20 protein-coding genes are annotated in these 25,880 nt (G+C 63.9%); 7 read left to right on the plus strand and 13 right to left on the minus strand.

What is annotated here, in order from left to right:
* The first annotated feature begins 12 nt into the window (after positions 1-12).
* Complete coding sequence (locus BLQ70_RS23690; RefSeq protein ID WP_244512142.1) at positions 13-807, plus strand: DUF6602 domain-containing protein; 795 nt, start codon at positions 13-15, stop codon at positions 805-807.
* Between the two features lie 220 nt (positions 808-1,027).
* On the opposite strand, the gene BLQ70_RS23695 is transcribed toward BLQ70_RS23690, so the two are convergent.
* The 6 genes from BLQ70_RS23695 to groES all read right to left on the minus strand — a co-directional run bounded on the left by BLQ70_RS23695 (position 1,028) and on the right by groES (position 6,034).
* On the minus strand, positions 1,028-1,228 hold the full coding sequence (locus tag BLQ70_RS23695; protein ID WP_091862288.1) for a type II toxin-antitoxin system VapB family antitoxin: 201 nt from the start codon (positions 1,226-1,228) through the stop codon (positions 1,028-1,030).
* Between the two features lie 196 nt (positions 1,229-1,424).
* Positions 1,425-3,308 carry a molecular chaperone HtpG gene (gene htpG, locus BLQ70_RS23700; RefSeq protein WP_091862291.1) on the minus strand — a complete coding sequence of 628 codons (1,884 nt, stop codon included), beginning with the start codon at positions 3,306-3,308 and terminating at the stop codon, positions 1,425-1,427.
* A gap of 72 nt (positions 3,309-3,380) precedes the next feature.
* Entirely contained in the window at positions 3,381-3,692 is a 312-nt protein-coding gene (locus BLQ70_RS23705) for a hypothetical protein (RefSeq protein WP_091862294.1), read from the minus strand.
* Positions 3,693-3,743: 51 nt separating this feature from the next.
* Entirely contained in the window at positions 3,744-3,959 is a 216-nt protein-coding gene (locus BLQ70_RS23710; protein WP_091862297.1) for a hypothetical protein, read from the minus strand.
* A 76-nt stretch (positions 3,960-4,035) separates the two neighbouring features.
* Positions 4,036-5,661 (minus strand): chaperonin GroEL, encoded by a 1,626-nt coding sequence (gene groL / locus BLQ70_RS23715; protein WP_091862300.1) that lies wholly within the window; start codon positions 5,659-5,661, stop codon positions 4,036-4,038.
* Between the two features lie 58 nt (positions 5,662-5,719).
* Positions 5,720-6,034 carry a co-chaperone GroES gene (gene groES, locus BLQ70_RS23720; protein ID WP_091862303.1) on the minus strand — a complete coding sequence of 105 codons (315 nt, stop codon included), beginning with the start codon at positions 6,032-6,034 and terminating at the stop codon, positions 5,720-5,722.
* A 262-nt stretch (positions 6,035-6,296) separates the two neighbouring features.
* Between groES and BLQ70_RS23725 the strand changes: the two genes are divergently transcribed.
* The 5 genes from BLQ70_RS23725 (at position 6,297) to BLQ70_RS23745 (ending at position 8,921) form a co-directional block, all read left to right on the plus strand.
* Complete coding sequence (locus BLQ70_RS23725) at positions 6,297-6,566, plus strand: usg protein (protein WP_091862306.1); 270 nt, start codon at positions 6,297-6,299, stop codon at positions 6,564-6,566.
* Between the two features lie 174 nt (positions 6,567-6,740).
* On the plus strand, positions 6,741-7,034 hold the full coding sequence (locus BLQ70_RS23730) for a DUF982 domain-containing protein (RefSeq protein ID WP_091862453.1): 294 nt from the start codon (positions 6,741-6,743) through the stop codon (positions 7,032-7,034).
* 328 nt (positions 7,035-7,362) lie between these two features.
* Entirely contained in the window at positions 7,363-7,839 is a 477-nt protein-coding gene (locus BLQ70_RS23735) for an Hsp20 family protein (RefSeq protein WP_091862309.1), read from the plus strand.
* An 88-nt stretch (positions 7,840-7,927) separates the two neighbouring features.
* Positions 7,928-8,425: an Hsp20/alpha crystallin family protein gene (locus BLQ70_RS23740; RefSeq protein ID WP_091862457.1), complete on the plus strand. Its 498-nt coding sequence runs from the start codon at positions 7,928-7,930 to the stop codon at positions 8,423-8,425.
* 286 nt (positions 8,426-8,711) lie between these two features.
* The gene (locus BLQ70_RS23745) at positions 8,712-8,921 is read left to right on the plus strand and encodes a hypothetical protein (protein WP_091862312.1); all 210 of its coding nucleotides are present in this window, start codon (positions 8,712-8,714) and stop codon (positions 8,919-8,921) included.
* Between the two features lie 159 nt (positions 8,922-9,080).
* Here BLQ70_RS23745 and BLQ70_RS23750 read toward each other — a convergent pair whose 3' ends face one another.
* The 7 genes from BLQ70_RS23750 to BLQ70_RS25470 all read right to left on the minus strand — a co-directional run bounded on the left by BLQ70_RS23750 (position 9,081) and on the right by BLQ70_RS25470 (position 24,654).
* Entirely contained in the window at positions 9,081-9,887 is an 807-nt protein-coding gene (locus BLQ70_RS23750) for an inositol monophosphatase family protein (protein WP_091862316.1), read from the minus strand.
* Positions 9,888-10,338: 451 nt separating this feature from the next.
* Entirely contained in the window at positions 10,339-10,632 is a 294-nt protein-coding gene (locus BLQ70_RS23755) for an alcohol dehydrogenase catalytic domain-containing protein (RefSeq protein WP_244512138.1), read from the minus strand.
* Between the two features lie 127 nt (positions 10,633-10,759).
* The gene (locus BLQ70_RS23760) at positions 10,760-12,106 is read right to left on the minus strand and encodes an HlyD family type I secretion periplasmic adaptor subunit (protein ID WP_091862319.1); all 1,347 of its coding nucleotides are present in this window, start codon (positions 12,104-12,106) and stop codon (positions 10,760-10,762) included.
* A gap of 45 nt (positions 12,107-12,151) precedes the next feature.
* On the minus strand, positions 12,152-14,305 hold the full coding sequence (locus BLQ70_RS23765) for a cadherin-like domain-containing protein (RefSeq protein ID WP_091862322.1): 2,154 nt from the start codon (positions 14,303-14,305) through the stop codon (positions 12,152-12,154).
* Complete coding sequence (locus BLQ70_RS23770) at positions 14,302-16,116, minus strand: type I secretion system permease/ATPase (RefSeq protein ID WP_091862325.1); 1,815 nt, start codon at positions 16,114-16,116, stop codon at positions 14,302-14,304. The genes BLQ70_RS23765 and BLQ70_RS23770 overlap by 4 nt, the downstream gene beginning before the upstream one ends.
* 79 nt (positions 16,117-16,195) lie before the next feature.
* Complete coding sequence (locus BLQ70_RS23775; RefSeq protein WP_170843515.1) at positions 16,196-24,025, minus strand: peroxidase family protein; 7,830 nt, start codon at positions 24,023-24,025, stop codon at positions 16,196-16,198.
* 314 nt (positions 24,026-24,339) lie between these two features.
* Positions 24,340-24,654 carry a hypothetical protein gene (locus BLQ70_RS25470; RefSeq protein WP_139163628.1) on the minus strand — a complete coding sequence of 105 codons (315 nt, stop codon included), beginning with the start codon at positions 24,652-24,654 and terminating at the stop codon, positions 24,340-24,342.
* Here BLQ70_RS25470 and BLQ70_RS23780 point away from each other — a divergent pair.
* On the plus strand, positions 24,634-25,866 hold the full coding sequence (locus BLQ70_RS23780) for a sensor histidine kinase (RefSeq protein ID WP_139163629.1): 1,233 nt from the start codon (positions 24,634-24,636) through the stop codon (positions 25,864-25,866). The two genes, BLQ70_RS25470 and BLQ70_RS23780, sit on opposite strands and share 21 nt — an antisense overlap.
* Positions 25,867-25,880: the final 14 nt, after the last annotated feature.

Raw genomic sequence — 25,880 nt, forward strand, 5'->3', positions numbered from 1 at the left:
CTCTTCGGGCTTATGGCGCTTCTTCGGCATCTCGATCCTCCTGTCTGCCAAAAGACATACTTCAGGGTGGACCAATTCAAGGGGGGTGGATCACTCCTGGCGGGTCTTCACGACGAAATTCAAGGCAAGCTGGCTGCGGCACGTCAACTGCTGGGCCATTCTGTAGATAAGGGCGATGCCAGCGAAGGAGCCTGGCTAGAGCTGCTGAGCACCTATCTGCCAGCGCGCTACAAGGCCGATAAGGCGCATGTGGTCGATAGCGAGGGAAATTTTAGCCATCAGATGGATGTGGTGGTCTATGACCGTCAGTACTCGCCGTTCATCTTCGTCATGAAGGGCACTAAGGTGATTCCGGCCGAGAGCGTCTACGCGGCCTTTGAGGCCAAGCAATCGCTAAATGCTGATCAGGTCGCCTACGCTCATAAAAAGATCGCCAGCGTGCGGGCGCTGCACCGCACGAGCCTGCCGGTTCCCCATGTCGGCGGGATAGCGGCGCCAAAGCCGCTCCATCATATTCTAGGCGGGCTCCTGACGCTTGAGAGCGACTGGAAGCCGGCAATGGGCGAAGCACTGCGGGACGCCCTGGCAAGGTCCTCCACAACCGAGCAGATCGACCTTGGTTGCGTCGCGGCGCATGGTCACTACAGCCGAGACTCGGATGGCGTCTATAAGCTCACTTCGGAGGGCAAGCCGGCAACAGCCTTCCTGTTCGAGCTGATCGCACGGCTGCAGGCGCTGGCCACGGTGCCCATGGTTGATATCCGAGCTTACAGCCGCTGGCTGAACTCTGATCAACAGAAAAGCTAGGGCCATCCGTAGAGACAGCCTCATCGGCGCGATCGAGGATAGTCCGGAAGAAAAGGAGCTAGTCGAGCTCATCAACGCCGTGGAAGAGCGCGAGCGGGAACACACCTTCCGAGCGCTGACGCGCCTCAGAAGTGCGAAGATCTTGCCAATTGAGCCGGGGCGCGTCCCTGCATCGCGGGCCGACGAAAACGATCAATCCAGACCGATAGCTAGGCCAGAGTCACTTAGGGGCCTCGCTTTGGCGCCGCGGTCCAGCCGCCGCGTCCGGCATTGTGCCGCCGAGGGCGACTAGGCGCTTGCCAGCCTCGACGCGCACCAACGTTTCCAACGCTTGTCGGACGAGGGCATCTATCTCCTCGGCGCCGGTCAGCGACCGGGCTTTTTCCAGCAATCTGTCTTCGATGTCGATCGTGACGAACATCTGCTGTTTGATCCCTGGCGCTGCGGCGAAAAATACCGAAAGGCCGAGATCTCCGCAAACACTTCAAGATAGCTCGCGTCATGCGCCACAATCGGACATTGGGAAGCGACCCAGAACCGGACGTTCGAAGCTGAGCGAAATGGGAAGCGCGCAAGCGACGCCAGCCCGCACGGTCACGCTTTCCCTCGCTCCCTGCTCAGCCATCGCTGAAGCTTAGCATCACCAGCCGGTTCAGCCGTTCGGTGAATGCACTTGCGTCTATCGGGCGATCGCCGTCCAGGACGCGCGCGGTATCCAGGAGCAGATGGGCGACGTCGCTACGCAACGCATCATCTTCGACAGACGAGAGGGCCGAAACCATCGCATGCCGAGGGTTGACCTCGAGGATGGGCTTGGCAGCACTCTCCACTCGACCAGCGGCGCTGAGCAGGCGTTCGAACTGGCGATCCGGCCCCTTATCCGACGCGACAAGGCAGACCGCGCTCTCGGTCAGCCGATCGGAGGATCGGACATCCGCAACCTCTTCGGCCAGAATCTCCTTCATCGATGCAAGTAGAGCGGCGATCTTCTCGCTCGCTTCCGCCGACGGAGGCGCCGCGCCATCAAGCAGCGGGATGAGACCGAGATCGGCCGCCCCTTGCGTCACCGACTTGAACGGCTTGCCTTCAAAATCCGGCGCGGCCGAGGCCCAGAAGCTGTCGATCGGATCCGACAGTAGCAGCACCTCGATGCCCCGCGCCCGAAAACCTTCGAGCTGTGGGGAGTTGGCGATTCGGGAGGCATCGTCGCCGGCGATGTAGTAGATCGCGGTCTGGTTGTCCTTGAGCGCGCCGACATAGTCCTTGAGGCTGCGCCACCCTTCGCCGGAGGCCGTGGTCCGGAAGCGAGCGAGGCCGAGCAGTTGCTCCCGGCGCGCGAAATCCTCGTAAAGCCCTTCCTTGATGACGACGCCGAAATTGTCCCAGATCAGGCGGAATGTGTCCGGTTCCTGTTCGGCCAGTTTCGCGAGATCGGCGAGGACACGATTGGTGACGCCCTTCTTGATCGCACCGAGCAGTGGGCTGTCCTGAATCATCTCGCGGGAGACGTTGAGCGGCAGGTCGGCTGTGTCGACGATACCGCGCACAAAGCGCAGGTAGCGCGGCAGGAGTTCGGCTTCGTCCGTGATGAAGACGCGCTTCACATAAAGCTTGATCCGCCCTTTGCGGTCGGCGTCGAAGAGATCGAACGGACGCGCGCCCGGGACGAAGGCCAGCGCGGTATATTCGTGCAGGCCTTCGGCGCGAAAATGGATCGTGGCGGCGGGCTCGTCATATTGTCCCGCAACGCTGCGGTAGAAATCAGCGTATTCGTCCTTGGTGATCTCGCTCTTCGGCCTGGTCCAAAGCGCGGCCCCGTCGGAGAGGGCGACCGCATCGGCGCCCGGCTCCGTGATCAGCGAGATCGGGACCGGTACATGGCCGGACTGTTCCTTGACGATGCGTTCCAGCGTCCAGCGCTCGGCATAGGACTTGGCCTCCTCCATCAGGTGAAGCGTCACGCACGTCCCGCGGGACGGAGCCTCGTCCAGCGCCGCAGGCGCCACCGTGAATTCGCCCTTGCCGTCGGAAGACCAGGTCCACGCTTCGGCGCTGCCGGCACGGCGGCTGACAACCTCGACCTTCTCGGCCACCATGAAGGCGGAATAAAAGCCGACGCCGAACTGGCCGATGAGCTGCGCGCCGTCCTTGCCATCAGCGGTTGCTACCCGCTCCATGAAGCTGCGCGTGCCGGAGCGGGCGATCGTGCCGAGAGCTTCGATCATCTCGTCATGGCTCATACCGATGCCGTTGTCGGCAATGGTCAGCCTGCCAGCCTCCGGATCGGCCGAGATGGTGATCGCGAGCTTCGGGTCATCCCCCAGAAGTTCGGGGTTGCCGATCGCTTCGTAGCGCAGCTTCTCGCAGGCATCAGCTGCGTTCGAGATCAGTTCGCGCAGGAAAACGTCCCGGTCGGAATAGACCGAATGCACCATCATGTGGAGCAGGCGGGAGACGTCGGCTTCGAAGCTGCGATGCTCTGGCGTGGCGGTCGTGGTCATTCGGGTTTCTCGAATAGATGGCACAGCAAGAAGTTCTCGGCGGAGAGCGATATCCTGCGCAAACGCGGCGAGCTAGCCGGTCGCACGGACTGTCGGGGGCGACAATAGGGAGCGATACTCATGTGCTGCCCGAGCCTCTCGATTGGACAGCGTCCTGACCAGAGCAAGTATGGCATTCAACCGCGCGGTCGCGAACTCGCCGGCGCCGGGCAACTGAGCCTCGATGTGAGCGGCGACAGTCTGCCACGTTGCCGATCCATCCCGCGTCATGACGGCCAGGAGATTATCCTTGAGGCCATACGTTGCGCTCTCGGCGTTGGTGATGAGGGCCTTGAAGCGGTCGGACGGTGAGATGTCCTTAGGTTCCTGTGTGCCGTAGGTCATGTCGGTCTGATGCGATTGAGAGAATGCAGGGGCTTTCACGGAGCCTTTCGCCTAGGCCTTCTCGCGAAACCGGTCGATCGCACGCAGTGCGAGATCGTCCTCGTCGAGCGCCAGCGGAACCAGCGAAGCCACGATATAGGCGAGGTTGTTTCGCTCCAGCTCGTCAGAGCCCGCCGAAAGCGACGGCTTGAGTTCCGCCCATGCCTTTTCAAGAGCAGCTTCGGCACGGGCCAGATCGATGGGATCGGTCAGTGATGAAAAGGGCATAGCGTTCCCCTAGGCATTGCATGTGCGGTTGGGATCCTGAGAGGGGGCGCCGCGGCAATCGCGGCGCCCCCGATGCTCAATAGTCCATGCCGCCGGCGGGCATGACCGGTGCCGGGTCCTTCTTCGGCGCCTCGGCGATCATCGCCTCGGTGGTGATCAGCAGGCCCGCGACCGACGCCGCGTCCTGAATCGCCGTGCGCACGACCTTGGTCGGGTCGATAATGCCGGCCTTGACCAGATCGCCGTACTCGCCGGTCTGGGCGTTGTAGCCCCAGGCGTAGTCCTGCGCCTCCAGTAGTTTGCCGACCACGACCGCGCCATCGCCGCCGGCATTCTCGACGATCTGGCGGGCAGGCGCGGTGATCGCCTTGCGGACGATCTCGACGCCGGTCTTCTGGTCGTCATTGCCGGGCACCAGCCCTTCGAGCGCCTCGACCGCGCGCAGCAGGGCGACGCCCCCGCCCGGCAGGATGCCCTCCTCGACCGCTGCGCGGGTGGCGTTCAGGGCATCGTCGACGCGGTCCTTCTTCTCCTTGACCTCGACCTCGGTCGCGCCGCCGACGCGGATGACCGCGACGCCACCGGCGAGCTTGGCCAGGCGTTCCTGGAGCTTCTCACGGTCGTAGTCCGAGGAGGTTTCCTCGATCTGGGCCTTGATCTGGGCGACGCGCGCGTCGATCTCGGCCTTCTTGCCCGCGCCATCGACGATGGTCGTGTTCTCCTTCTCGATCCGGACCTTCTTGGCGCGGCCGAGCATGTCGAGCGTCACGGTCTCCAGCTTGATACCGAGATCCTCGCTGATCGCGGTGCCGCCGGTCAGGATCGCGATGTCCTCCAGCATGGCCTTGCGGCGGTCGCCGAAGCCCGGAGCCTTGACGGCGGCGATCTTCAGGCCGCCACGGAGCTTGTTGACGACGAGCGTGGCCAGAGCCTCGCCCTCGACATCCTCCGCCACGATCAGCAGCGGCTTTCCGGTCTGCACCACCGCTTCCAGCAGCGGCAGCATCGTCTGGAGACCCGAGAGCTTCTTCTCGTGGATCAGGACATAAGGGTCTTCGAGCTCCGCAACCATCTTCTCGGTGTTGGTCACGAAATAGGGCGAGAGATAGCCGCGATCGAACTGCATGCCTTCGACCACGTCGAGCTCGGTCTCGGCCGTCTTGGCTTCCTCGACGGTGATGACGCCCTCGTTGCCGACCTTCTTCATCGCCTCGGCGATCATCTCGCCGATCGTGCGGTCGCCATTGGCGGAGATGGTGCCGACCTGCGCAACCTCCTCCGAGCCGGTGATGGTCTTAGAGTGGTCGCCGAGCGACTTCGTCACGGCCTCGACGGCGAGATCGATGCCGCGCTTGAGGTCCATCGGATTGATGCCGGCGGCGACGGCCTTGGCGCCCTCGCGGACGATGGCCTGGGCGAGCACCGTCGCGGTCGTGGTGCCGTCACCGGCCGCATCGTTCTGCTTCGAGGCCACCACGCGGACCATCTGGGCGCCCATATTCTCGAACTTGTCGGAAAGTTCGATCTCCTTGGCGACGGTGACGCCGTCCTTGGTGATGCGGGGCGCACCGAACGACTTCTCGATCACGACGTTGCGGCCCTTCGGACCCAGCGTGACCTTCACGGCATTGGCAAGCGTGTCGACGCCGCGCAGCATCCGCTCGCGCGCGTCCTGCGAAAACTTCACGTCCTTCGCAGCCATGATTCCTCACTCCTTCAGACTTGAGGTTTCAGGTTGATGATGTGGGATGAAGGCCCCGTCAGGCGGCCTTCTTGAGGGCGGCCGTCGTCTCGACGACGCCCATGATGTCGGACTCCTTCATGATCAGGAGATCCTGGTCATCGATCTTGACCTCGGTGCCGCTCCATTTGCCGAAGAGCACGCGGTCGCCGACCTTGACGTCGGGCGGCGCAAGCTTGCCGGTCTCGTCGCGCGCGCCAGCGCCAACGGCGACGACCTCGCCCTCCTGCGGCTTTTCCTTGGCGGTGTCGGGAATGATGATCCCGCCCTTGGTCTTCTCCTCGGCGTCGATGCGCTTCACGACGACGCGGTCATGCAGTGGCCGAAACTTCATGAGTTCCTCCAGTTTCCATGTCGGTCACATGTCAAAGCGGGCCGGCCCTGTTCAGGTCTCGCGGCGAGGTTCCGCGCGCCCTGAGGCGCCGTGCCCGCGCGAAGATTTGGGTTGCCCGATTTTTGCCTTCAAGAGGTCGGCAGCACTTTTTTTGATAGAGTGCTAACAGTCTGAAAAGGCAGCACAAACGCAACCTTTCATCTTGCCAGAGCGTTGAGAATCCGCTGCCATCGGCGCAGTGAAAACCAGGGAGCTGAAAGGAATGGCTTCGACAGACTTTGCCCGCCAGATCGCCGGCTACGGATTGACCACCGCCGGCATCCTCTACCGATTGCCCGACCACCCTTCGATCCTGCAGGAATATATCTGGCAGGATTACGACCTCGCTCCGCGCTTTCCCGAACTCAACAAGTTCCTCGCCTTCTGGCAGGCCAAGCTTGACGGCGAGCTGTTCCGCATCACCGTCGCTCACAAGGACCTGATCGGGCCGGCCGACCTCAGCGCGGTCAGCGGCGAGTTCCGGCTCCAGTGACGTTGATGCTTCGCAGGGCTTGATCCGAAGAGAACACATCCCAAAATCATAGCAGCCGCCGACAGCGACAGCGCGCTCGACGCGGTGATCAACCAAACCGGATCCATGTTGCTTCCTGGAGGATATGGCTATGGCAACGTTGGCAATCGCTCCCCGCCAAGGGAGGACTGCATGATGACATCAGACGACTTCGAGAGGCCGGTCGTGATCCTGACCGGGCTCGGGCATCCGGCGGCGATCGCGTCCGCAATGGAGGCCTACATGTTCTTGGCCGACTGGCCGGAGACCAGGCGCGATCCGGTCCACGGCTTTGCGCTGAAAGCCTGCCTGGCGGCGATCCGCGGAGAGATCGAACCAGACACGGCGCGCGGCTTGTTCGCGTCCTGGGCGGAAAAGCATGATCTTCTTGCGCCCGACGTGGCCGCGTTCGCCAGCAGCCGCAAGGAAGGCTCGCGCGGCCACGCTTGACCAGTGGCCCGGCTCCGCACCGGTGGGGGCCGGGCATTTCCGAAGCCGCGGGACGCTGTTTTATTGCCGAAATCCTGCCCCGGATTTTGGGCGGGCGGTTACGGCTTTGAGAGCCCAGCCCGACGGGGAGCTCCCACCCAGCGCGGTACCGTTTCCGAGCCATCGAACGATTCCCCCAAAAATCTCACTGATCCCCTTGAACGTCCGCCGACCGGATCCAAATCGCTAATTGCCGAGCGCCTTTTGAGGGATCGGCCGGTCAAGCCGACATCGGTGAGACCTCGGAATGACCGACTTGTGCCCATGTTGCTCAATGGAGGATGTGGTTATGAGAACCGTCTTCGATTTTTCTCCTTTGTATCGGTCGAGCATCGGCTTCGACCGCATATTCGGTGCGATCGAAGCCGCAAGCCGGCTGGACCCGCCCGGCAACTGGCCGCCCTACGACATCGTCAAGACCGATGACGACGACTATCGCATTACGATGGCCGTGGCCGGCTTCTCGCGGGACGAGCTCACCATCACGCATGAGCCGAACCTACTGGTGGTGTCCGGGCAGAAAGCCGGCCAGGACAATGGCCGATATCTGCACCACGGCATTGCCGAGCGCACCTTCCAGCGCCGCTTCGAGCTTGCTGACCACGTCAAGATCGTGGCCGCCAACCTCGAGAACGGTTTGCTGACGGTCGATCTGAAACGCGAGCTGCCAGAGGCGATGAAGCCGCGCCGGATCGAGATCGCCACCGGCACCGCACTGCCGAAAGCCGATCGGCGGCAGATCGACTCGGAGAAGCGCGCAGCCTGAGCAGAGGCTGATTGAATCAGCGTTGAGCGCCGGGCGGCGAGCCCGGCGCCGCGAATCCGCTTCGATGTTTGAACGCAAGGAGGATGTCATGAGCGTTCGAGATTTGATCCCCTGGGGCCGCGATAACGGCAATCGGCCTCCCGCGCTGTATCGCGATGATCAGCACAACCCCGTCTTCTCGCTCCATCGCGAGGTCAATCGTCTGTTCGACGACATGTACCGCTCGTTCGACAGCCTTGGTTCGCTGCCGCCCTTCAACGGCGGTTGGCCGAAGGTCGAGGTCTCCGAGACAGCCAGGGATATCAAGGTGACCGCCGAAATTCCGGGAATGGAGGAGAAGGACCTGGAGATCCTGCTCGATGGTGACACTCTCACCCTCAGGGGCGAGAAGCGTGCCGAGAGCGAGAACAAGGAGAGGCAGTTTTCGGAGCGGTATTACGGCCGCTTCGAGCGTCACATCCCCCTCGGCTATGAGGTCGAGCAGGACAAGATCGATGCCCGCTTCAGGAACGGCGTGCTGACGGTCGTCCTGCCCAAGAGCGAGAGGGCGCAGTCTCAGGTCAAGCGCATCGCGATCAAGCATTAGCAGATCGCCGAGACCCTGGCGGCGCGCCTCGGGCGCCGCCAGCTGCTGGAGCGTCACGAGACGAATGCTGGCGCGGGCCGGAGCCGCGCGAGGCCCCGGTCCATTCTAGCTCCGTCGTCTTGCCGAGAGTGGCCACCCCCTGGCGCCGGTCTCACCAGCGCCAGCTTCATTGTCAGTGCTTTTCTCGATTGGTCAGGTCTTGGGTCACCCGTCTGGAACCAGCCGGGGATGCGAACTGTTGAAGCGCCACAAGTGCGTTGCGAGAACTAACTCGACGAGCCGCCCCATGTCCGAGAAGAAGACAGTTGAGATCCCGGTCATTAAACCGACGATGATCCAAATGAGCAGCGACCCGCGAGGCGATGCAGCCATAACATTCGAGACGATCGGGGACGCAGACGTCCTCCTCGTGTTGCCGATGACGGCCCTGGTCGCTTTGGAAGCGATGCTGGCGAAAGCGAGCCAGGAGCAGGCGAAGCACCAGCCTGTTCAATAGCGCCTATGCCAGCCATCCGGGCTCGGTAGTCCGACACATCGTCGCTGGCAGTGGCAGACGATGAGCCCGGAGGGCTGTGCCTCGCGCCAGAGGCGGAACCTAGCGCTTCGCTCGGAAGCGTACATCTCAGAGCTATCCGGTTGAAGGCCGGTCGCGCCCCTAAATAGTCATTACCTCGAAGAGCGCCTTGTGCGCAGCTCGCCAATGATCAGGCGTGCGCGCTGCCAATAATACATAACCGTCTTGTCCAGCCCCGTAGGGAGAACCATTCCAGCGTGCGACGTGGCCGCCGGCCTCGCTTAAGAACAACGCACCGGGCAGATGATCCCACGGTAAGGTCCGCCAGAAAACGGCGAAATCGCGATCGCCAGCGACAATGGCAGGATACTCGGCTCCTGCGCAAAGCAGTGGCGGCACGATCAAGGGCACCTGATCCAACCGTGGTTTGACGGCCTCAAGCACCTCGGGAGGAAAGAAACGCATAGAAATTGAACCCTTCCGCAGCGGCTCTGCTTTTCCATCAGCAACCACGCGGACTCCATTAATCTGGGCTCCACTTCCCAATTCGGCGACATGAAGCTGACCTGACAGCGGGTCGAGCATCCAAGTGGCGACGGTCTCCCCTCCGTGCAGAAGCGCGACCATGACCGAAAATGGTCCTCGGCCGGAGACGAAATTTCCAGTGCCGTCCAGCGGATCGATCAACCAGACGGTGCCCTGGTCTAGAGCGCTAGCCAAGGCGGGGTTACGTGCACAGGCTTCCTCACCTACGATCCTCGCGGATGGATCGAGCTGCAGCAATTGTTCGCCAATTAACCGTTCGGCGTGATGATCGGCAGCGGTGACGAGTTCTCCCGGCGACTTTTCCTCAACGTCGCTCGCGGTAAGTTTGCGAAAGCGAGGTAAGATTGCCTCGGCAGCTGCCTGTCGCAGAACCGTCGATACTTCCTCAATCAGACTCATCATGCCCCCGGCCCATCGTCCTGGACTTGCCTATCGGGTCTCGTCGATCTGACAAAGTCCCTACTACCAGCCCAGGTCGTTCTCGAAGTGGCAGAGGCCAGAAGCTACGACGCGCCACTTCCGGACATTGGATCACTGGCTGAAAGCGGACATTCCGCACGGCGCGACTCAAGGTGCCGGTCACCTCGCCTCAATTTTGCAATGCTTGGATCTGATGCTTACTTGGCTCTACCCGGCCTCAGTCCGCGACGTCGATGCCAACCGCCGCGAGGGCCGAGCGAAACTCAGAAGGAACAAACTGAGATGAAAAGTGTAATGAACCTAGCTGGGAAAGTGTAACGGCGACGCCGCCATACAGGCTAAGTTATTGATTTAAATGGCGCTGGAGACGGGACTCGAACCCGCGACCTCCGGCGTGACAGGCTGGAAGTCGCTCAATGATTTCAACGCCCGTTTACAAGCTTTGCCGCCATAACGGGGCGGCAATTCGCGAAAAGTGTAATGGGCACTGCGCTTGATCCGTCGTTTCCTGATGCTCTTGACGACGACGATCTCGCAGCTCCTGTCGAACTGGTACCCTATTGCCGCCTTTCAGGTTTTGGACGCCACAGCCAGCCTCGACCTCCTCGCCCATGGTCTCGTGGCCAAGGACGTCGCTGACCTCCATTGTGGGAGTGTATCTGTCGTAGACGTGCAAGTCGGAGCTGCGGATGGCGCAGGCCGCGACCTTAATGACGACGTCGCCCACGTCCGGAATTTACGGATCGGACACCCGATGCATCAACTCATCGTCGGCCTTGGTCAGGGCAAACCTGAGGCATAGTTCGTGCATCGGCATTTCACGGAAGCCGAATCCGCCTTGTCGGGCCGATTCATTAGCGTTCGCGGAAGCCCCGTTCTGCGTGGTCGATGAGTGGTTTCATCAGATATGATAGCGCGGTGCGGCTCTCGGTCGAGATGAAGACCTCGACGGGCATGCCCGGCAGGAGTCGGCGGTCCCCGAGCGCGGTGGCGACGCCTTCCATTTGGACCTCGCCGATATAGAAGCTCTGCCCGCTCACGGGATCCTTCGTCGTCGCCGGCGAGATATGGGTCAGTTTGCCTGAGATCTCCGGGGTGGTGTTGCGGTTGAAGGCGGAGAAGCGCATCCGCGCGGTCTGGCCGACATGGACCTGATCGATGTCGCTGGGTGCGATACGGACCTCGACTACGAGCTTTGCGCTCTGCGGGACAACCGTGGCCAGGCGAGCCGCCGGGGTGATGACGCCCCCTACTGTGAAGATCATCAACTCATTGACCGTGCCGGCGATCGGGGCACGGATTTCCATGCGCGCCAACCTGTCTTCGTTGGCGATACGGCGGTCGCTCAACTCGGAGACCTTGGCCTCGACCTGACGCAGCTCCCGCTGGGCCTCCGTGCGGGCGGTTTCATCGATGGCGATGATCTGGAGGCGGGCATCGCTGATGCGCAGCTTGGCGCGGGCGAGCGTCGCGTCGATCTCGCCGCGCTCGCCGAGTAGCCTCGCCCATTCGCGGTTGATGTTGAAGACTTTGACGCCGTCAATGAAGCCCTTCTGGAAGAGACTGAGATATTTGGCGCGCTCGAGATCGACGAGCCTCAGTTCCTCAACCTTCGCGACCTGCCGCGCCTCGAGCCCCCGGATTTCCTGGCCCGACTGGACGATCGAGATCTCCAACTGCTCCTTGCGGCTGTCACGGTTGGCCTTGTTGCCTGCGAAGAGGCGGACTTCACCTTCGCGAATGTGGTCGGCTTGGTCGGACAGCGCCACCATCTCTGAGGAAAAGTCGACGCTCGCCAGATTGTCTCGCTCGGCGACGAGCCTGGCCTTGCGACCAAGGTTCTCGGCGAGCTGGGAGCGGATGATCGAGAGTTCGGCTCGGGTCTGGACATCGTCGAGCCGGAAGAGAACCTGACCTTCCTCGACGCGGTCGCCCTGCCGGACCGCGATCGACTGGACGATGCCGCCATCGCGGTGCTGCACCTCCTTCAGATTCTGATCGATCTTGACCGTGCCTTGTGTGACGACGGCGCCATTCAGCGCAGCGTTCGCGGCCCAGCCGCCGCAGCCGACCACCAGCAGCAAGGCGAACGTCGAGCCGGCAACCACATGGCCGCGCAGGCTGAATCTCGGGCGGCGAAGCTTCGCCTGTTCGCCGGCTTTCGCCGGGTTGGCGATGAAATCGTGGTTATGGGCGTTCATCGGGCTCTTCCCCTCGCCAGCCGTTCGGTGCAGCCGGTTCCTGCCTCAGACGTAGTAGAGCTTGTGGTTGCCATAAATCTCGATCGAGAAATCTTTCGCATCCTCCTGCTCGACATAGACGTCGACATAGGTGCGTTCATCCTCTCCAACCTTCTCGAGGCGGAAGCGGAAGGGGCGATCGTCGCTGTCGTCGCCATAGGCCTTGCCGAAGCCGTCGTCGTCACCATCGCTGCGATCATCGTCATCGTCGTCGCGGTGCGAGCGGAGCTGGTACTGCTTAACCACGATGCGGTCGCCGGCTTCGAGATCGAGGATCTGATGCACAAGATCGTCGGCGCGCGCGTCATTATCCTCCATCAGGAAGACGAAGCGGTCATTGCCGGCGCCGCCGGTGAGCGTCGCGCCTTTTTCCCCGATGATGAGGCAATCATCGCCGCTGCCGCCGAGGATGGCCTCGAAATCGATCACCGTGTCCTCACCGATCTCGATACCGATTGCCTTGCCGCGCTTGAGGTCGACTGTGACGCCCCGTTCGGTCGCCGAGAGGTCGAGCGTGTCCCAGCCTTCGCCACCGTCGTAGCAGTCGGCGGTGGCATCTCTCGTCGCAACGATCACATCGTTACCGGCGCCGCCATCGACACGGTCTGCGCCCGCGCCGCCATCAAGCACGTCGTCGCCGGCCTCGCCGGACAGCTCATCGTTGCCCTCGTCGCCAAAGATACGGTCACTGCCGCCGCCTGCTTCGACAATATCGTCGCCAGAACCGGCCCGTACGACGTCGTCGCCAGCACCGAGGCGCACACGGTCGTTGCCGTTGCCGGCAAGCACGATGTTGTCGCCATCGCCGGCCGTCACGAGATCGTCGCCGTCACCCGCATCAATGATGTTGTCGCCGGCCCCGCCATCGACAACATCATCGCCGTCGCCGGCGTCGATGATATCGTTGCCGGCGCCACCCGTGATCACATCGTTGCCGGCACCGCCATAGATCGTGTCGTCGCCATCGCCGCCATGCAGGCTGTCATTGCCGGCACCGCCATGGATGACGTCGTTACCGGTCCCGCCGAAGACGATGTCGTCACCCGCTCCGGCATCGATCTGGTCGTTGCCGGCACCACCGACGATGTGATCACCGCCTGCTCCGGTCACGACGATATCGTTGCCGCCGCGCGCATCGATCACGTCGTCGCCGCCCATGCCCGCTATCCGGTCGGCGCATTCGCTGCCGAGCAGGACATCGTCGCCTGGGGTACCGGTGACATCGAGGAACTCCACCACGCGCAGCGTCGCTGTCTGCTGCACGAGATCCTCGCCATCGCTGATCCAGTAGGTCAGCGTCACCGTGCCGTACCAGCCGGTTTGCGGCCTGAAGACCCAGCCGCCCTCTGCAATGGTCAGCTGGCCGTGCGAAGTCCTCAACCCGACGACAGAGAGCGGGTCGGCGTCGGCGTCGCTCGCGCCTGCAAGCAGTGCGAGGCTGGCGATCATCAATGTCTGGCAACCGCCGATATCGACGAGCTGGACGGGGCCGGAGACGCGCGGAGCGCGGTTGCGCGGCTCTTGCGGCGTATCGTCACCATCGTCCTCACCGGAGTCGGGGTTCGGCCGGGGGGTGGCGGGGCTATTCCCGTCATCCGGGCCAGAGCGCGTCGGCAGGCCGCCGCTATCGGCCCCGCCTCCGCCCGAAATCGTGGTCAGGGCAAAATCGCGCCCGCCATTGTCATTATTGGCCGAGCCTCCCTGCCCCGCATCAAAGATCGGCGACGGATAGCGAGGCAGCGGCAACTGCTCGTAGTCGATCAGTTGAGAGTCGATATTGAGATAGTCAGGCAGACCAGGGACGACCGGCCCCAGACCGCCGGACCCGATTGCCTTTTGAGCCGGCTCCTTACCAAGCGAACCGGTCTCGTCGACCTCCTTCTCCGAGGTCAGCAGCTGCTCCTCGCCCTCCGCCACGCCCGGCTTACGGAGGGCTTCCCCGGCCTGGGCGTCTTTCTCCGCGGCGGGGGGCGCCGTCGCGTCAGTGTTAGCCTGGCCGGGGAACAGGCTTTTCAAATAAGCCGCAACCGCTACGACCGCGAGCGCGATCACCCCAGGCCAGCGCGGCCGCGTCGGAGGCTCGGCCAGCGCCTTGCGGTAGATCTGGCCGGTGTCGGAAAGCGGTGGTTCCGCTGGTTTGGCAGCTTTGATCGTGATCATGCCGGCACCCGAACTTCAAGCGCTGTGGAATGTTCGCCGATGCCGACTGCCCGCGGCATGGAGACGGTGCGCTCTGGGGCCGCCGGAGCGCTCGCAGAAACGCTGGCTGCGGCACGTGGCTGGGCCGGCGCGAGTATTTTGTCGCGCGGTCCGAAGGCAACGAGCTTGCCGCCCTGGATGAGGCCGACATCGTCGACCGCCTGCAGCGCGCTCGGGCGATGCGCCACGATGAGAACGATGCCGCCGCGCGCCTTGACCTGCTCGATCGCCGCCGTGAGCGCGGCCTCCCCCTCGCCGTCGAGATTGGAGTTGGGCTCGTCCATGATGACGAGGAAGGGGTTGTCGTAGAGCGCTCTCGCGAGCCCGATCCGCTGGCGCTGGCCGGCGGAGAGAGCGGTGCCCTGCGGCCCGAGCTGGGTCTTGTAGCCCAGAGGCAGGCGAAGGATCATCTCGTGGATGCCGGCCGCGGTGGCCGCCTCGACGACCTTAGCGGGTTCGACCGACTCGGCTAGGCGCGAGATATTCTCATCGACCGTGGCGTCGAGAAGCGCGACCTCCTGCGGCAGATAGCCGAGATGACGGCCGATCGTTTCCTCGGGCCATTGCTCCAGCTCCGCGCCGTCGAGCCTCACGGCGCCGCGCAGAATCGGCCAGATGCCGGTGATCGCGCGCACAAGCGTGGTCTTGCCGCCGCCGCTCGGGCCGATGATGCCGACCGCCTTGCCCGCCTGTACGTCGAAACTGGCATCGCTCAGCAGCACCTGGCCGCTGCCCGGCGCGGCGACCGTGATCTTGTCGATCTTCAGCGACTGGCGCGGGGCCGGGAGTTCCATCGGCTCGACCGCCTTGCTCAGCGCCGTCATCGTTTCGCGCAGGCGCTGGAAAGCCATGCGCGCCGCCACGAAGGGCTTCCAGTTGGCGATCGCCTGATCGACCGGCGCGAGCGCGCGGGAAGAGGCGACGGAAGCCGCGATGATGGCGCCGGCCGAGAGCTCGCCCTTGATCGTGAGATAGGCGCCGAGCCCCAGCGTCGCCGATTGCAGCACCATGCGCAGCACGCGCGAGATCGCGCCGAAGGTGCCGCCGAGATCGCTGGAGCGGGTCTGAAGCTGGAGATGCTCGCGATTGACCTCGTCGAAGCGCGCGACGGCGCGGGGCGCGAAGCCCATCGCCTTCAGCACCTCGGCGTTGCGGGCGTTGCTGTCGGCAATCGCCCCCCGCGCGATGGCCGCCTGCCGCGTCTCGTTGTTGATGCGGCGCGTCAGGACCTCGCTGATCAATGTCAGCATGGTCAACACGACGGCGCCGGCGAGCGTCAGCCCGCCGAGCCAGGGATGCAGGAAATAGACGAAGGCGAGATAGAGCGGGATCCAGGGAAGATCGAACAGGGCACCGGGCCCCTGCCCGCCGAGAAAGCTGCGAACCGTGTCGACGTCGCGGCCACGCTCCATCGCCTCCGCCGTCGAGAAGCCCAGGCGCGGCATGTCGATGGTGACCCGATGTGCGATCGGCGCGATCTTGTCGTCGAAGCGGGCCCCGACCCGGACCAGCACCTGCGAGCGGATGACGTCGAAGCAGCCCTGAAAGAGATAGAGGCCGATGGCGAGCGCCGAGAGCGCCGCCAGCGTCTGGATGCTGCCGCTCGTCAGGGCGCGGTCATAGACCTGCATCATGTAGAACGAGCCGGTCAGGGCCAGCAGGTTGATGAGGCCCGAGACCACGAACAGGAAGATGGCGATGCCGCGCAGGCCGCGCGTCAGCCGGGCGGCGTCGCGCCTGCGGGCGGATGAAAGCGTCTTGGCCGGTGCCATTGTGGCCCCCGTAAAATGCTGTTGACGAGAAGGATCGGGTGGGCGGCCCCCTCGGTCCGCCCACCCGCTGCCGGTTCGATCAGACGATGAAGCTGTTGGCCGTCAGGTTGTGACTGCCCTTCAGGTTGATTTGGAACTCGGCATCCGTCGCCGCATCGACGTTGCCCTTGACGATGGTGTACTCGCCATCTGCGCGGGTCTCGTAGGTGACCGTGAGCTGGGCCGCGGCGGTGAAGCCTCCGCCATTGGCCAGAGTGAAGCTCTGGTTGCCGGCCTGGCTGGCATCCGCGTCGATGGCACTGAGGTCGAGGCGATCGCCCGGCTGGAAGTCGAGGATCGTGTCGCCATCCGCACCGACGGTGCTCAGGAAGCGGAAGGTATCGTTGCCATTACCGCCTTCCATCACGTTCACCGCGTCGCTCGCCGTGATCACATCGTTGCCCGAGCCGGTGGCGACATTCTCGATATTCCACAGCGTGTCGGTGCCGCTCTGGCTGCTTACCGCGCTGCCGCGTCCGCCAAGGCCGTTGCCGAGATCGACGGTAAGGTTCGCCGTGATCGCCGAGAAATCGAGCGTGTCGATGCCGCTGCCGCCGTCGATCTCGTCGCCGAAATAGGTGTCGTCACCGTCGCCGACCGCCGCGACGATGAGATCGTCGCCGCCGCCGGCAACCACCGTGTCGTGACCGGCACCGGCATCGATCAGGTCGTTGCCCGCCCCGCCGAAGATCCGGTCGTTGCCGGCCTCGCCATAGAGCATGTCGGCCCCCCCGCCGCCGAAGACCTGATCGTCGCCCGCTCCGGCGAAGACCACGTCGCGCCCGTCACCGGCATCGACGAAGTCCGCCCCGTCGCCTGCCGAGATCGCATCGGCCCCGGCATGGCCGATCAGCGTGTCGTCGCCGGCGAGGCCGATGATGTTGTCGGCGCCCGTCGTGCCGATCAGGACGTCCGCTCCCGCCGTACCGCTGCGCAGTGTACCGCCCGTCGCCGCGTTCGGATCGGGCGCCGGCGTGCCGGGGCCGTCGTCGTCATCGTCATCGTCGCCGCAGGACGGATCGTCATCGCCCTCATGACCGGACGACCTATCGTCGTCGTCATCATGGTCGTCGTCATCGTCCCTGACAGCGCCGGCGACACGTACATGCTGGACGCCGTCGCTGGAGAAGGTGACCGAGTGATTCGGGCCGTCCAGGGTGATGGTGCCGTCGCCGTTGTCGATGACGTCGTAATCGTCGAGGCTCGTACCGCCAGGCAGCTCGACGACGTCCTGCGGGCGCATGGTGCCGATTATGGTGTCGCGCCCGCCATTGCTGCGGAAGACGATGCGGTGGGCCGAGGCGAGGCTGGAAATGTCGACGACATCGTCGCCGGCCGAGCCCTCGATGGTGATCGTCGAGTAGTTCAGGCTCGTGCCGGTGAAGTCGCCGATCACCTGGATCGTATCGCCGCCACTGCTGCCGCCATCCGGCCCGCCATTGCCGTTGTTGGCGGTCACGTTCAGCGAGCCGACGGTGATCTCCTCGATATTGTCGAGTTCGGCCACCACGCTTTCGGTGCCGTTGCCGGTGGTGCGGGTGACGACGATCTCCGTGGAGGCGAGGAAGGTCGTCCCCAATTGCGCGGCGAGGCCCGTGTTCTGACCGGGGGTAACGGCATAGATGCGGAAGGTTTCCGCTCCCTGCGAGCCGGAGAGCACATAGGTATCGTTGCCGGCACCGCCGTCGATGATGTCGCGGCCCTGGTTGCTGGTCTGCTGGATCGTATCGTTGCCGCCGCCGGCAAAAATGATGTCGTTGCCGGCACCGCCGTCGAAGGTCGAGCTCGCGTTGTCTCCCACAAGGATGTCGTTGCCGTTGCCGCCGGTGATGGCGCCGTTCGCATCGCGGACGACCTCAACGGTTGCGGTATCGGTTCCGGTCCCGCGATAGGTGAAGCTGCCGCCATTGTTTCCGCCGGTGTCGGTGATCGTCACATCGTCGGCGCCGAGGGTCGCCGTCAGGCTCGACTGGCCGGTGATCGCCGAGATCGCCATCGGGCTGTCGGGATCGGTGTCGTTGACCAGCAGCGCCCAATTCGGGACGGTGAACGGGTTGCCGTTGGTCCAGTTCGTCACGATGCGGTCGTTGTTGGCGATCATCGGATCGTCCACGGCGACGATGTTGATCGTGGCAATCGCCGGCAGGCTGGTCCTGATGCCGTTGTCGACGGTCACCTCGATGGTTCGCGTCGTGCCCAGATCGTCGGAGGTGTTGGAGAAGCGGACGGCGTCCAGCGCCCGCTGATAGTCCGCCGCGCTCGCTTGGCCGGTCAGGGTCAGGACGAGTTCGCCGGCCACAACGACCGCCTGCGCGACGGCGATCCCCGAGGGGCGGCCGTTGGCGGTGGTAGCCGTCAGCGTGTCGCCGGCCACCATGTTCTTCACGACGATGCGGGCCGAGGCGATCGTGTCGCTGCCGGTGATGCCGGAGAGGCTGGAAATGCCGACCGCGGCCTGGCCTTCCGTGAAGGTGCTGTTCCAGCCCGTTGAGCCGTCGCTGGAAGGAGTCGTGTACTGCACATTCACATTGTCGATGGTGACCGTTTCATTGTTTCCGTTCACGCCGCTGAAGACGAAGCGGATCGCCGAGCCGGCGGTGAAGGGGCCGGTCAGCGCGACGTTCGCCGTGCCCTCGCCGGAATTGCCGTCGATCGTCTGCACCGTGGCGAAGGTCGTGCCGTCGGCCGAGAACTGCACCTGGAGGGTTTCCCCGTTATCCAGGCCGGATTCGTCGTAGCTGAAGCTCAGTGTCGCAGTGCCCGTGCCGACCATCGACAGATCGACCGGCCGCGTGATCGTGGCGCCCGCCGGCGTCGAGCCGGTTCCCGTATCCCGCCGGAATTCCAGCTCGCCGCCGGTGATGCCGATCTCGCCGGTGAGCGCCGGGTTCGCCGGGCGGTCGCCGATCTCGACCCACGGGCTGGTCCACGCCGCCGTTCCGTTGGAATTCGCGTAGCTCTGCGAACCGAAATTGTCGCGATAATCGGCGCTGTCGTAGGCGTGCAGATCCAGGCTCGGCCCGCGCAGGTCGAGCATGCGGTCGGCGAACTGGATGCGCTCGATGTTGAACAGCCGGTCGGTGCCTTCGGCTTCGAGCGTGCGTCCGGTTTCCGGATCGACCACACCTTCGGTCGGGTCGACATGGGACACGGTCACGCTGCCGTCGGCGTGATGGGTGATCTCGTAGTTGTCGTGGTTGTCGTAATAGACGGCGGTGTCGACATCCCCGTCCTTGCCGCCGTCGAGGATTTCGCGGACGACTTGCAACTGGCTCGGCTTGATCTCGCCGGAGAACAGGCGCTCCTGGATCTCGGCGATGGAGTAGACGCTGAAGGCGTCCCAGCTCTGGCCCGCGCGGGGCGTGACCTGGATGCGGACGTTCAGCCACTTGTCGCCGTCGATGACGTCGTTGCCGCCCATGCCGCGGATCGTGTCCGAGCCGCCGCCGCCGAGGATGATGTCCGAGCCGTCGGAGGTGTCCATGACCGCAAGCTGGCTCTCGCCGGCGGGATCGATTGGATTGCCGTCCGCATCGAGATTGTGCGGGTTGTAGATATTGAAGCGCTCGAGATGGGCGACGAGTTCGCGCAGCCCCTCGATCCGGTCCAGGTTCTTTTCGAGCAGCGCGTTCGAGAAGCTCTCGATCGGTGCGTCGGGGTCGACCTGCGCGGCGTTGCCGTTGGGGTCGTAGCCACCGATCACTACGTCGCGCCCGATGAGCGTGTCGTTGTGGTCCCAGCCCGAAAGCCCCTCGACCAGATCGTAGCGATCGCGCAGGATGTTGTTCTGCTGGTTGACGAAGATGCTGATGTTCATGTTCGCATCGGCGTCGTAATTATTGTTCTGGAACGTGGTCCAGTCGAAGCCGGCCATGCCGTTCGAGCGGTTGATGCCGATGCCCTGCACCATGATGTCGTCGCCGGATTCGGCGTCGAAATCGGTATCGTTTTCGCCGGCGATCATCACGTCGTGGCCGATGATGCGCGAGTTGAAGAACAGCTCCGAATTGTCGCCGGTGAGCGTCGTCATGTTGCCTTGAGCTTCCATCCAGTCGTCGCCCTCGTTGCCGAGGATCGCGCCGCCGCCGCCGGTGGGCGCCCGGATGAAGTCGTTGCCCTGGCCTCCGGACAGGGTCTTCTGATCCTCGCCGCCGGTCAGGACGTCGTTGCCGTCGCCCCCGAAGATCAGGTCGAGGCCCATGCCGCCGTTGAGGACGTCGTCGCCGCCCTCGCCCTTGAGCACGTCGCTGGCGCCGATATCGGTGCCGCTGTCGGTGATGATGTCGTCGCCGTCGCCGCCATGGAGATGATCGACGCCGAAGCCACCCTCGATGCGGTCGTCGCCGCCTTCGCCCCAGATCGTGTCGTCGCCCGACCCGCCGATCAGGGTTTCGCCGTTGTTCGTGCCGCCGAGCACGACATGCTGTTCGCCGGCGAAGCGCAGGTAGTTCTCGCCACGGACGACCAGTGAATTCGTGCCGGTGATGGCGGAGATAACGTCAGCCTCGCGCGTCGGGTCGTCATGGCCGATGCCGCGGTTCCACTGCTTGGACTGGTCCATCGTAATGATGTAGTCGGCCGTCTGGAACGCCGCGCCGTTGATGTGCAGGCCGTTGTCTCCGGTATCGGTGTTGCGGCGGATGAGTTCGGCGAAGCTGTCGGCCTCCAGTTCGTTGAGCAGGTTCTGCCCCTGCGTGCGGCTAATGTAGTAGAAGCGGTCGCTGTTCTGGAGATTCTGGATCTGGAGCTCGAAGACGTAGGTGAAGGTCGAACCGAGCATGCCGCCGAAAGGCATGAGCTGCTCGGCGAGGCCGCCGATCCAGAAATCGACCTTGTCGAGGCCGGTTTCCTGCGCGGCCCATGTGCCAGTCGAATTCAGGTAGTCGAGGCGCGCCTGGTGCTCCAGCGCCGTCTCGCCCTCCGTACCGAAGACGAGGTTCCAGGCGGCGTCGCGCTTGGCCTCGACCGTCGTGGCGGCGGTGATCGTCTGATGCGTACCGTAGGCAGCGATGAAATTGACGACCGAAAGCGGATTCTTGATGTGCTGGGCGAAGTCGGCCCAGCTTTCGTAGGGCTTGAGATAGCTGTCGTTGGTCTGCTCGTAGAGCTGCCGCCGCGCCTCGTTGAGCGAGGGAATGCCGGTTTCGCGGGCGCGGGTCATGTTGATAGTGGCGAGGTCCAGCGGCAGGCCGACAAGGTTGTTGCGCAGCGCGCTGGTGACGAATTCGTCGATCTCGTTGCCGGCCTGCTGGGTCATACCGCGGATGATGGCGCCGGCGGCGCTGTGGGCATCGACGCCCTGCTCGCCGAACACCACCGGATTGAGGAAGGCGTCGATCAGGCCGACCTCGTCGGGGCTCGCCGCGCCCGCATCGAGCTTCAGCATCGCCACGTTCTCGTTGAGCATCGAATGCCCGAAGCGATAGACGACCTGGGCGAATTCCTCGAATATCCGGCCATCGATCTCGACCGAGTTTGAGAAGACGAAGGGGTCGATCTGCGGCGCGACTGCGCGCACGAACTCCTCGAAGACGAGGTGCTGGTAGACCATTTCCGTGGAGAAGCGCGCCGCCTGGAACAGACGCTCGCCGTCCCAGACCAACCCTGTGGTGCTGGCGGGGAAGCTCGCGACATCGATTGCGAGCCATTCGTTGAGCAGCGCGAGATCGCCCTCGGCCAGCAGCGTTTCCTTGATCGCGGCGACCTGACGGTTGTGCTCGCTGTGGAAGATCGTGTGCGTCGCCGTCAGGGCGATGTTCTCATTGCCGCGACCGTCGCCGACGATGAAATGCGCGTCCAGCAATTCGTCGTCGTAGGTGGCAACGCCGCCGAACATATTGGCTGGCGCCTGGGGATTGCCCGTCAAGTCGTCGCTATCGGCGGTTTGCGTGCCATAGATGGCAGCGCCGGTCTGCATATCGCGGCTGACGACATATTGCCCCGGAACAGCAGTGTGCGCGATGTCGTTGAGAAAGGCCCGGCCGGCGCCGAGGCTGGTGAGGGCGTCGATCGGGGTCGCGAGGTTGCCCTCGACAGGGCCGCCGGCCGTCACCATCTGCGGCAGGCCATTGGCGCCACGGATGAACTCGCCGTAGAGGTCCGTCATGATCGCCGGCACGCTATGGACATTGAGATCGTCCAGCTCGATGCCGAGCATGGTCCTTGCCTGGGCCTTGATGTCGGCCCAGGTCGGCGGGCCGCCGGTCGCGCTCGCCAGCATTTCGCCGGTCGCCATCGGCTTGCCGTCGATCAGGACATATTCGCGCAGGAACACCTGATGCGACGGATTGGAGGTGTAGACCTGATTGAGGTCGATCCAGGGCGTGGTTTCGTTGGTGTGGTCGCGGACGTCGTCGGCCGTGCCGATCAGACCGTCGGCACCGGGAGCGTTGGTCGCGCGGGTCAGAACCATGAAGTTGGTCGGGCTTCCCGGCACATAGAGCGGATCGTCCGGCTGGAGCGGAATGTAGACGGTACCGCTGCTGCCCTTCGTGGTCAGATCGAGACCGTGATCGAAGAACTGGCCGAAGATCGTCATGAAGCCGTTGAACGAGGCTGTGTCGCCGAGATCGGCCGCAATATTCTTGATGAAGACGTTGCCGCCGTCCATCGTCACGCCGTGCGAAGCGAGTTCCGCAACGACTGCCGCGTCGGCGGCTGCCGCCGCAGCCTGGGCGGCCGCCGTGGCGGCGGAGCCAGTCGGGATCGTGTCGAGAGCCGCCTCGGCATCCGCCAGAGCCCCGGCCGCCTGGGTAAGGTCCTCGTTCGCGGTGGCCAGGGCCGCATCGGTGGCGGTGAGAACTCCGCCCGCCTCGGCAACCGCTGCTTCGGCATCGTCAACGGCCGTGGCCAGAGCCGCGTTTTGCTCCAGCGCATTTTGCAGTGCCGTGACGGCCTGCGTGTGAAGACCCTGGGCCACGGTCAAAGCGGCATCGGCGTCTTGATCGGCCAGGTCGGCCAGACCATATGCAGCCTGCTTTGCCTGAAGCGTATTGTAAGCTAAGGCATATGCAGCGGAATTGTCCGGGGTGGGAGCGCTCTGGAACGCCGCAAGCGCCGCATCCGCCGCTTGCTGGGCCAATGCACGCTCCGCGAACGCGCTGTTCTTGGCGATCTCGGCAGCCGCCGCCGCGCTTGTGGCGTTCCCGACCGCCGTCAGGGCGTCCGTGACATCGCCCTGAGCGCCCGCGAGCACCGGTGCGTGCGCATTTTGCGCCGTAATCGCAGAGGCCAGCGTCGCAGCAGCGGTGCCGGCGGCGGTCGACGCGGCTGCCTGCTGCTGCGTGGCGACCGCGACCGCCGCCTGCGCCGCATCCCGTAAGACCTGTGCATTCGCGACTACATCCTCGGCTGCGTCGACTGCGGCATCGGCAACCGCAGCGGCGTCGGCGACCGCGTTATGCGCCGCGCGCGCCGCGGCCTGCAACGCCATCACATCGCCGACGATCGCAAGTGCCTCGGCTCCCTTGATGTCGACCGATGCCAGGGCCGCTGCAATAGCCGCCGGATTGTTCAGCGACTGGTCGGCAACTAGGTTCGAGATGGTGCGGGGCTGGCTATCGTAGACCGAGCCAGTCGCGTCCGCATAGCTGGTCGGACCTCCGGTGCGCGGGTTAGCTTCCGCTGGGGCATAATTCGGCGTCAGCAGCCGGAGCATCACCTGATCCGCCGAGCCGAAATGGACCATGTTCGGCTGAAAGTTATTGTAGGAGCCATCGACCGTACGCAGGCCATAAGGCAGCAGCGGGCTCGAGACGAGCTGCTCCAGAGCGACGCGCGGATCGGTACCAGCATTAATCGCCGTGGTATGCGCCTCGGCGATCTTGATCTGCCTCAGGATGTAATCGAGGTCCTGCGTATTGAGTTTCATGGCGTCCTCGCTCAGCGCGTCGGCGCTGCCTGGTTGCGTGCCCCACGGCTTGCCGGACCGACCGGGAGGCCGGCTCGACGAAACGCACATTAACGTTTCGTTAATCTGCATGATCAAGGCGTCCCACCTGACGCGAAAGAGCAGAAGGTCGCGCGTTTTTCGAAGACTTTGGCAGGTGGCTAGAATCGACTTTTGGACCTGCCGTTACGGACTTTAGGCCGGGTCGGGGACCAGACTTAGGTCCAGTCTTCAGCACAGGCGGCAGTTTGGATCACGGACAAGAATTGTCGAACGATGATGCAACGGCTTAACCTTCAGCCATCACCGATAGTTTCATCGATTAACAGGGCGTCTTGCGGATGCTGAACCTCGAAGCTGGAAAGCCCGCGCAGGTTTCGGAAACCGAAAGCCCGGCGGCGGAAGCGGCTCCCGGCCGGTCCGGATACCGGGAAAGCTTTCTGCGCCGCATCGAGGCTCTGCAACAACGCTGGGCCGGTCAGAGCCTGGAGCGGCGTTTCACCATCGCCGCTTCGCTCGTCGTCGGCCTGTCGATGGCAACGCTGGGATACTGGGTCGAGCGGCGCATCCGCAGCGGCTGGGAGAAGGGCATGGCCGAGATCGGCGCCCATTACCTCGAATCCTTCCTCGCCCCGCATGTGCTCGACCTCGAGCATACCGACACGTTATCGGAGGACAGCAAGCGGCAGATCAAGGCGCTGCTCACAGGCACCCGCCTCGGCCGGCGCGTCACGATGATCAAGATCTGGGACCGGAACGGCAAGCTGGTCTACAGCACCGGAGAAGCCCAGAAGGGCGCGCAGATTCAGCCCGCTCGCCTCTCCCGACTCGTCAGGGGCCATGTCGTCGTCCTATCTCAGAACGATAGTCATGGCGACGGGCCGCCTAGTCAGCACTTATTGGAAACCTATGCGCCCATCTACAAGCCGGGCACCGACACTGTCCTCGCCATCGGTGAATTCTACGAGGTCAGCCAATCGCTTGACCGGGAGATCCAGCAGTTGCGCTACGCGACCTGGTTCCTCATCGTCAACGTGGCGATCATCATCGGCTTCCTGCTCTACCTGACGATCCGCCGCGCCAGCCGCATCATCAGCTCCCAGCAATCGCAGCTCGAGGTCAATCTCACGCGCGCATCGGCGCTGGCCAAGCACAACAATATGCTGCGCCGCGCCGCGGATCGCTCCCGGCTCGACGCTGCCGCCTCCAACGAGGTGTATCTCGCCCGTATCGGTGCCGATCTGCATGACGGCCCGATCCAGATGCTGAGTCTGTTGATGCTACGGCTCCCTGACGAGCCACCGGAGCTGCGCACGCAACTCGAACGGCTAATCCAGCAGACGCTGGCTGAACTGCGCAACCTCTCGGCCGGCTTGGTGCTGCCCGAGATCCGGGACTTCTCGCCCGCCGACACGATCGAGGCCGCGATCAAGCGGCATGAACAACAGACCGGCACGAATGTCGCGCGCGACCTCGCCGACCTGCCGGAACAGATGCCCGAGGCGATCCGCTTCTGCGCCTTCCGCATCGTGCAGGAGGCGCTGATGAACGCCTACAAACACGCTCAGGGGCGAGGCCAGCACGTCGCGACACAGTTCAATGCGGAAACGCTGGAGATCAACGTGGCCGATGACGGACCGAGCGACGAAGTCGCACCGGCAGACCAGTCACAGCAACGGCCTCCGCTCGGTCTCCGCGGGCTGGAGACCCGGGTGAAGGCCCTGCGCGGCAGCCTCAACGTCACTCCCCGGCCGCAGGGCGGGCTGCTGCTCAGGGCACTCCTGCCCGTCCGCCAGCGTTCCCTGACGACAAAGGTGGAATGACCAATGACGGCGTG

The sequence above is a fragment of the Allobosea robiniae genome, from assembly GCF_900102525.1.
GTDB classification, from domain to species: domain Bacteria; phylum Pseudomonadota; class Alphaproteobacteria; order Rhizobiales; family Beijerinckiaceae; genus Allobosea; species Allobosea robiniae.

Excerpts from the sequence above, each read along its gene's own strand:
- BLQ70_RS23690 (WP_244512142.1), top strand. The coding sequence starts at position 13 with ATGGCGCTTCTTCGGCATCTCGATCCTCCTGTCTGCCAAAAGACATAC.
- BLQ70_RS23695 (WP_091862288.1), bottom strand. The coding sequence starts at position 1,228 with ATGTTCGTCACGATCGACATCGAAGACAGATTGCTGGAAAAAGCCCGG.
- htpG (WP_091862291.1), bottom strand. The coding sequence starts at position 3,308 with ATGACCACGACCGCCACGCCAGAGCATCGCAGCTTCGAAGCCGACGTC.
- BLQ70_RS23705 (WP_091862294.1), bottom strand. The coding sequence starts at position 3,692 with ATGACCTACGGCACACAGGAACCTAAGGACATCTCACCGTCCGACCGC.
- BLQ70_RS23710 (WP_091862297.1), bottom strand. The coding sequence starts at position 3,959 with ATGCCCTTTTCATCACTGACCGATCCCATCGATCTGGCCCGTGCCGAA.
- groL (WP_091862300.1), bottom strand. The coding sequence starts at position 5,661 with ATGGCTGCGAAGGACGTGAAGTTTTCGCAGGACGCGCGCGAGCGGATG.
- groES (WP_091862303.1), bottom strand. The coding sequence starts at position 6,034 with ATGAAGTTTCGGCCACTGCATGACCGCGTCGTCGTGAAGCGCATCGAC.
- BLQ70_RS23725 (WP_091862306.1), top strand. The coding sequence starts at position 6,297 with ATGGCTTCGACAGACTTTGCCCGCCAGATCGCCGGCTACGGATTGACC.
- BLQ70_RS23730 (WP_091862453.1), top strand. The coding sequence starts at position 6,741 with ATGACATCAGACGACTTCGAGAGGCCGGTCGTGATCCTGACCGGGCTC.
- BLQ70_RS23735 (WP_091862309.1), top strand. The coding sequence starts at position 7,363 with ATGAGAACCGTCTTCGATTTTTCTCCTTTGTATCGGTCGAGCATCGGC.
- BLQ70_RS23740 (WP_091862457.1), top strand. The coding sequence starts at position 7,928 with ATGAGCGTTCGAGATTTGATCCCCTGGGGCCGCGATAACGGCAATCGG.
- BLQ70_RS23745 (WP_091862312.1), top strand. The coding sequence starts at position 8,712 with ATGTCCGAGAAGAAGACAGTTGAGATCCCGGTCATTAAACCGACGATG.
- BLQ70_RS23750 (WP_091862316.1), bottom strand. The coding sequence starts at position 9,887 with ATGATGAGTCTGATTGAGGAAGTATCGACGGTTCTGCGACAGGCAGCT.
- BLQ70_RS23760 (WP_091862319.1), bottom strand. The coding sequence starts at position 12,106 with ATGAACGCCCATAACCACGATTTCATCGCCAACCCGGCGAAAGCCGGC.
- BLQ70_RS23765 (WP_091862322.1), bottom strand. The coding sequence starts at position 14,305 with ATGATCACGATCAAAGCTGCCAAACCAGCGGAACCACCGCTTTCCGAC.
- BLQ70_RS23770 (WP_091862325.1), bottom strand. The coding sequence starts at position 16,116 with ATGGCACCGGCCAAGACGCTTTCATCCGCCCGCAGGCGCGACGCCGCC.
- BLQ70_RS23775 (WP_170843515.1), bottom strand. The coding sequence starts at position 24,025 with ATGAAACTCAATACGCAGGACCTCGATTACATCCTGAGGCAGATCAAG.
- BLQ70_RS23780 (WP_139163629.1), top strand. The coding sequence starts at position 24,634 with ATGGCCGAGATCGGCGCCCATTACCTCGAATCCTTCCTCGCCCCGCAT.
- BLQ70_RS25470 (WP_139163628.1), bottom strand. The coding sequence starts at position 24,654 with ATGGGCGCCGATCTCGGCCATGCCCTTCTCCCAGCCGCTGCGGATGCG.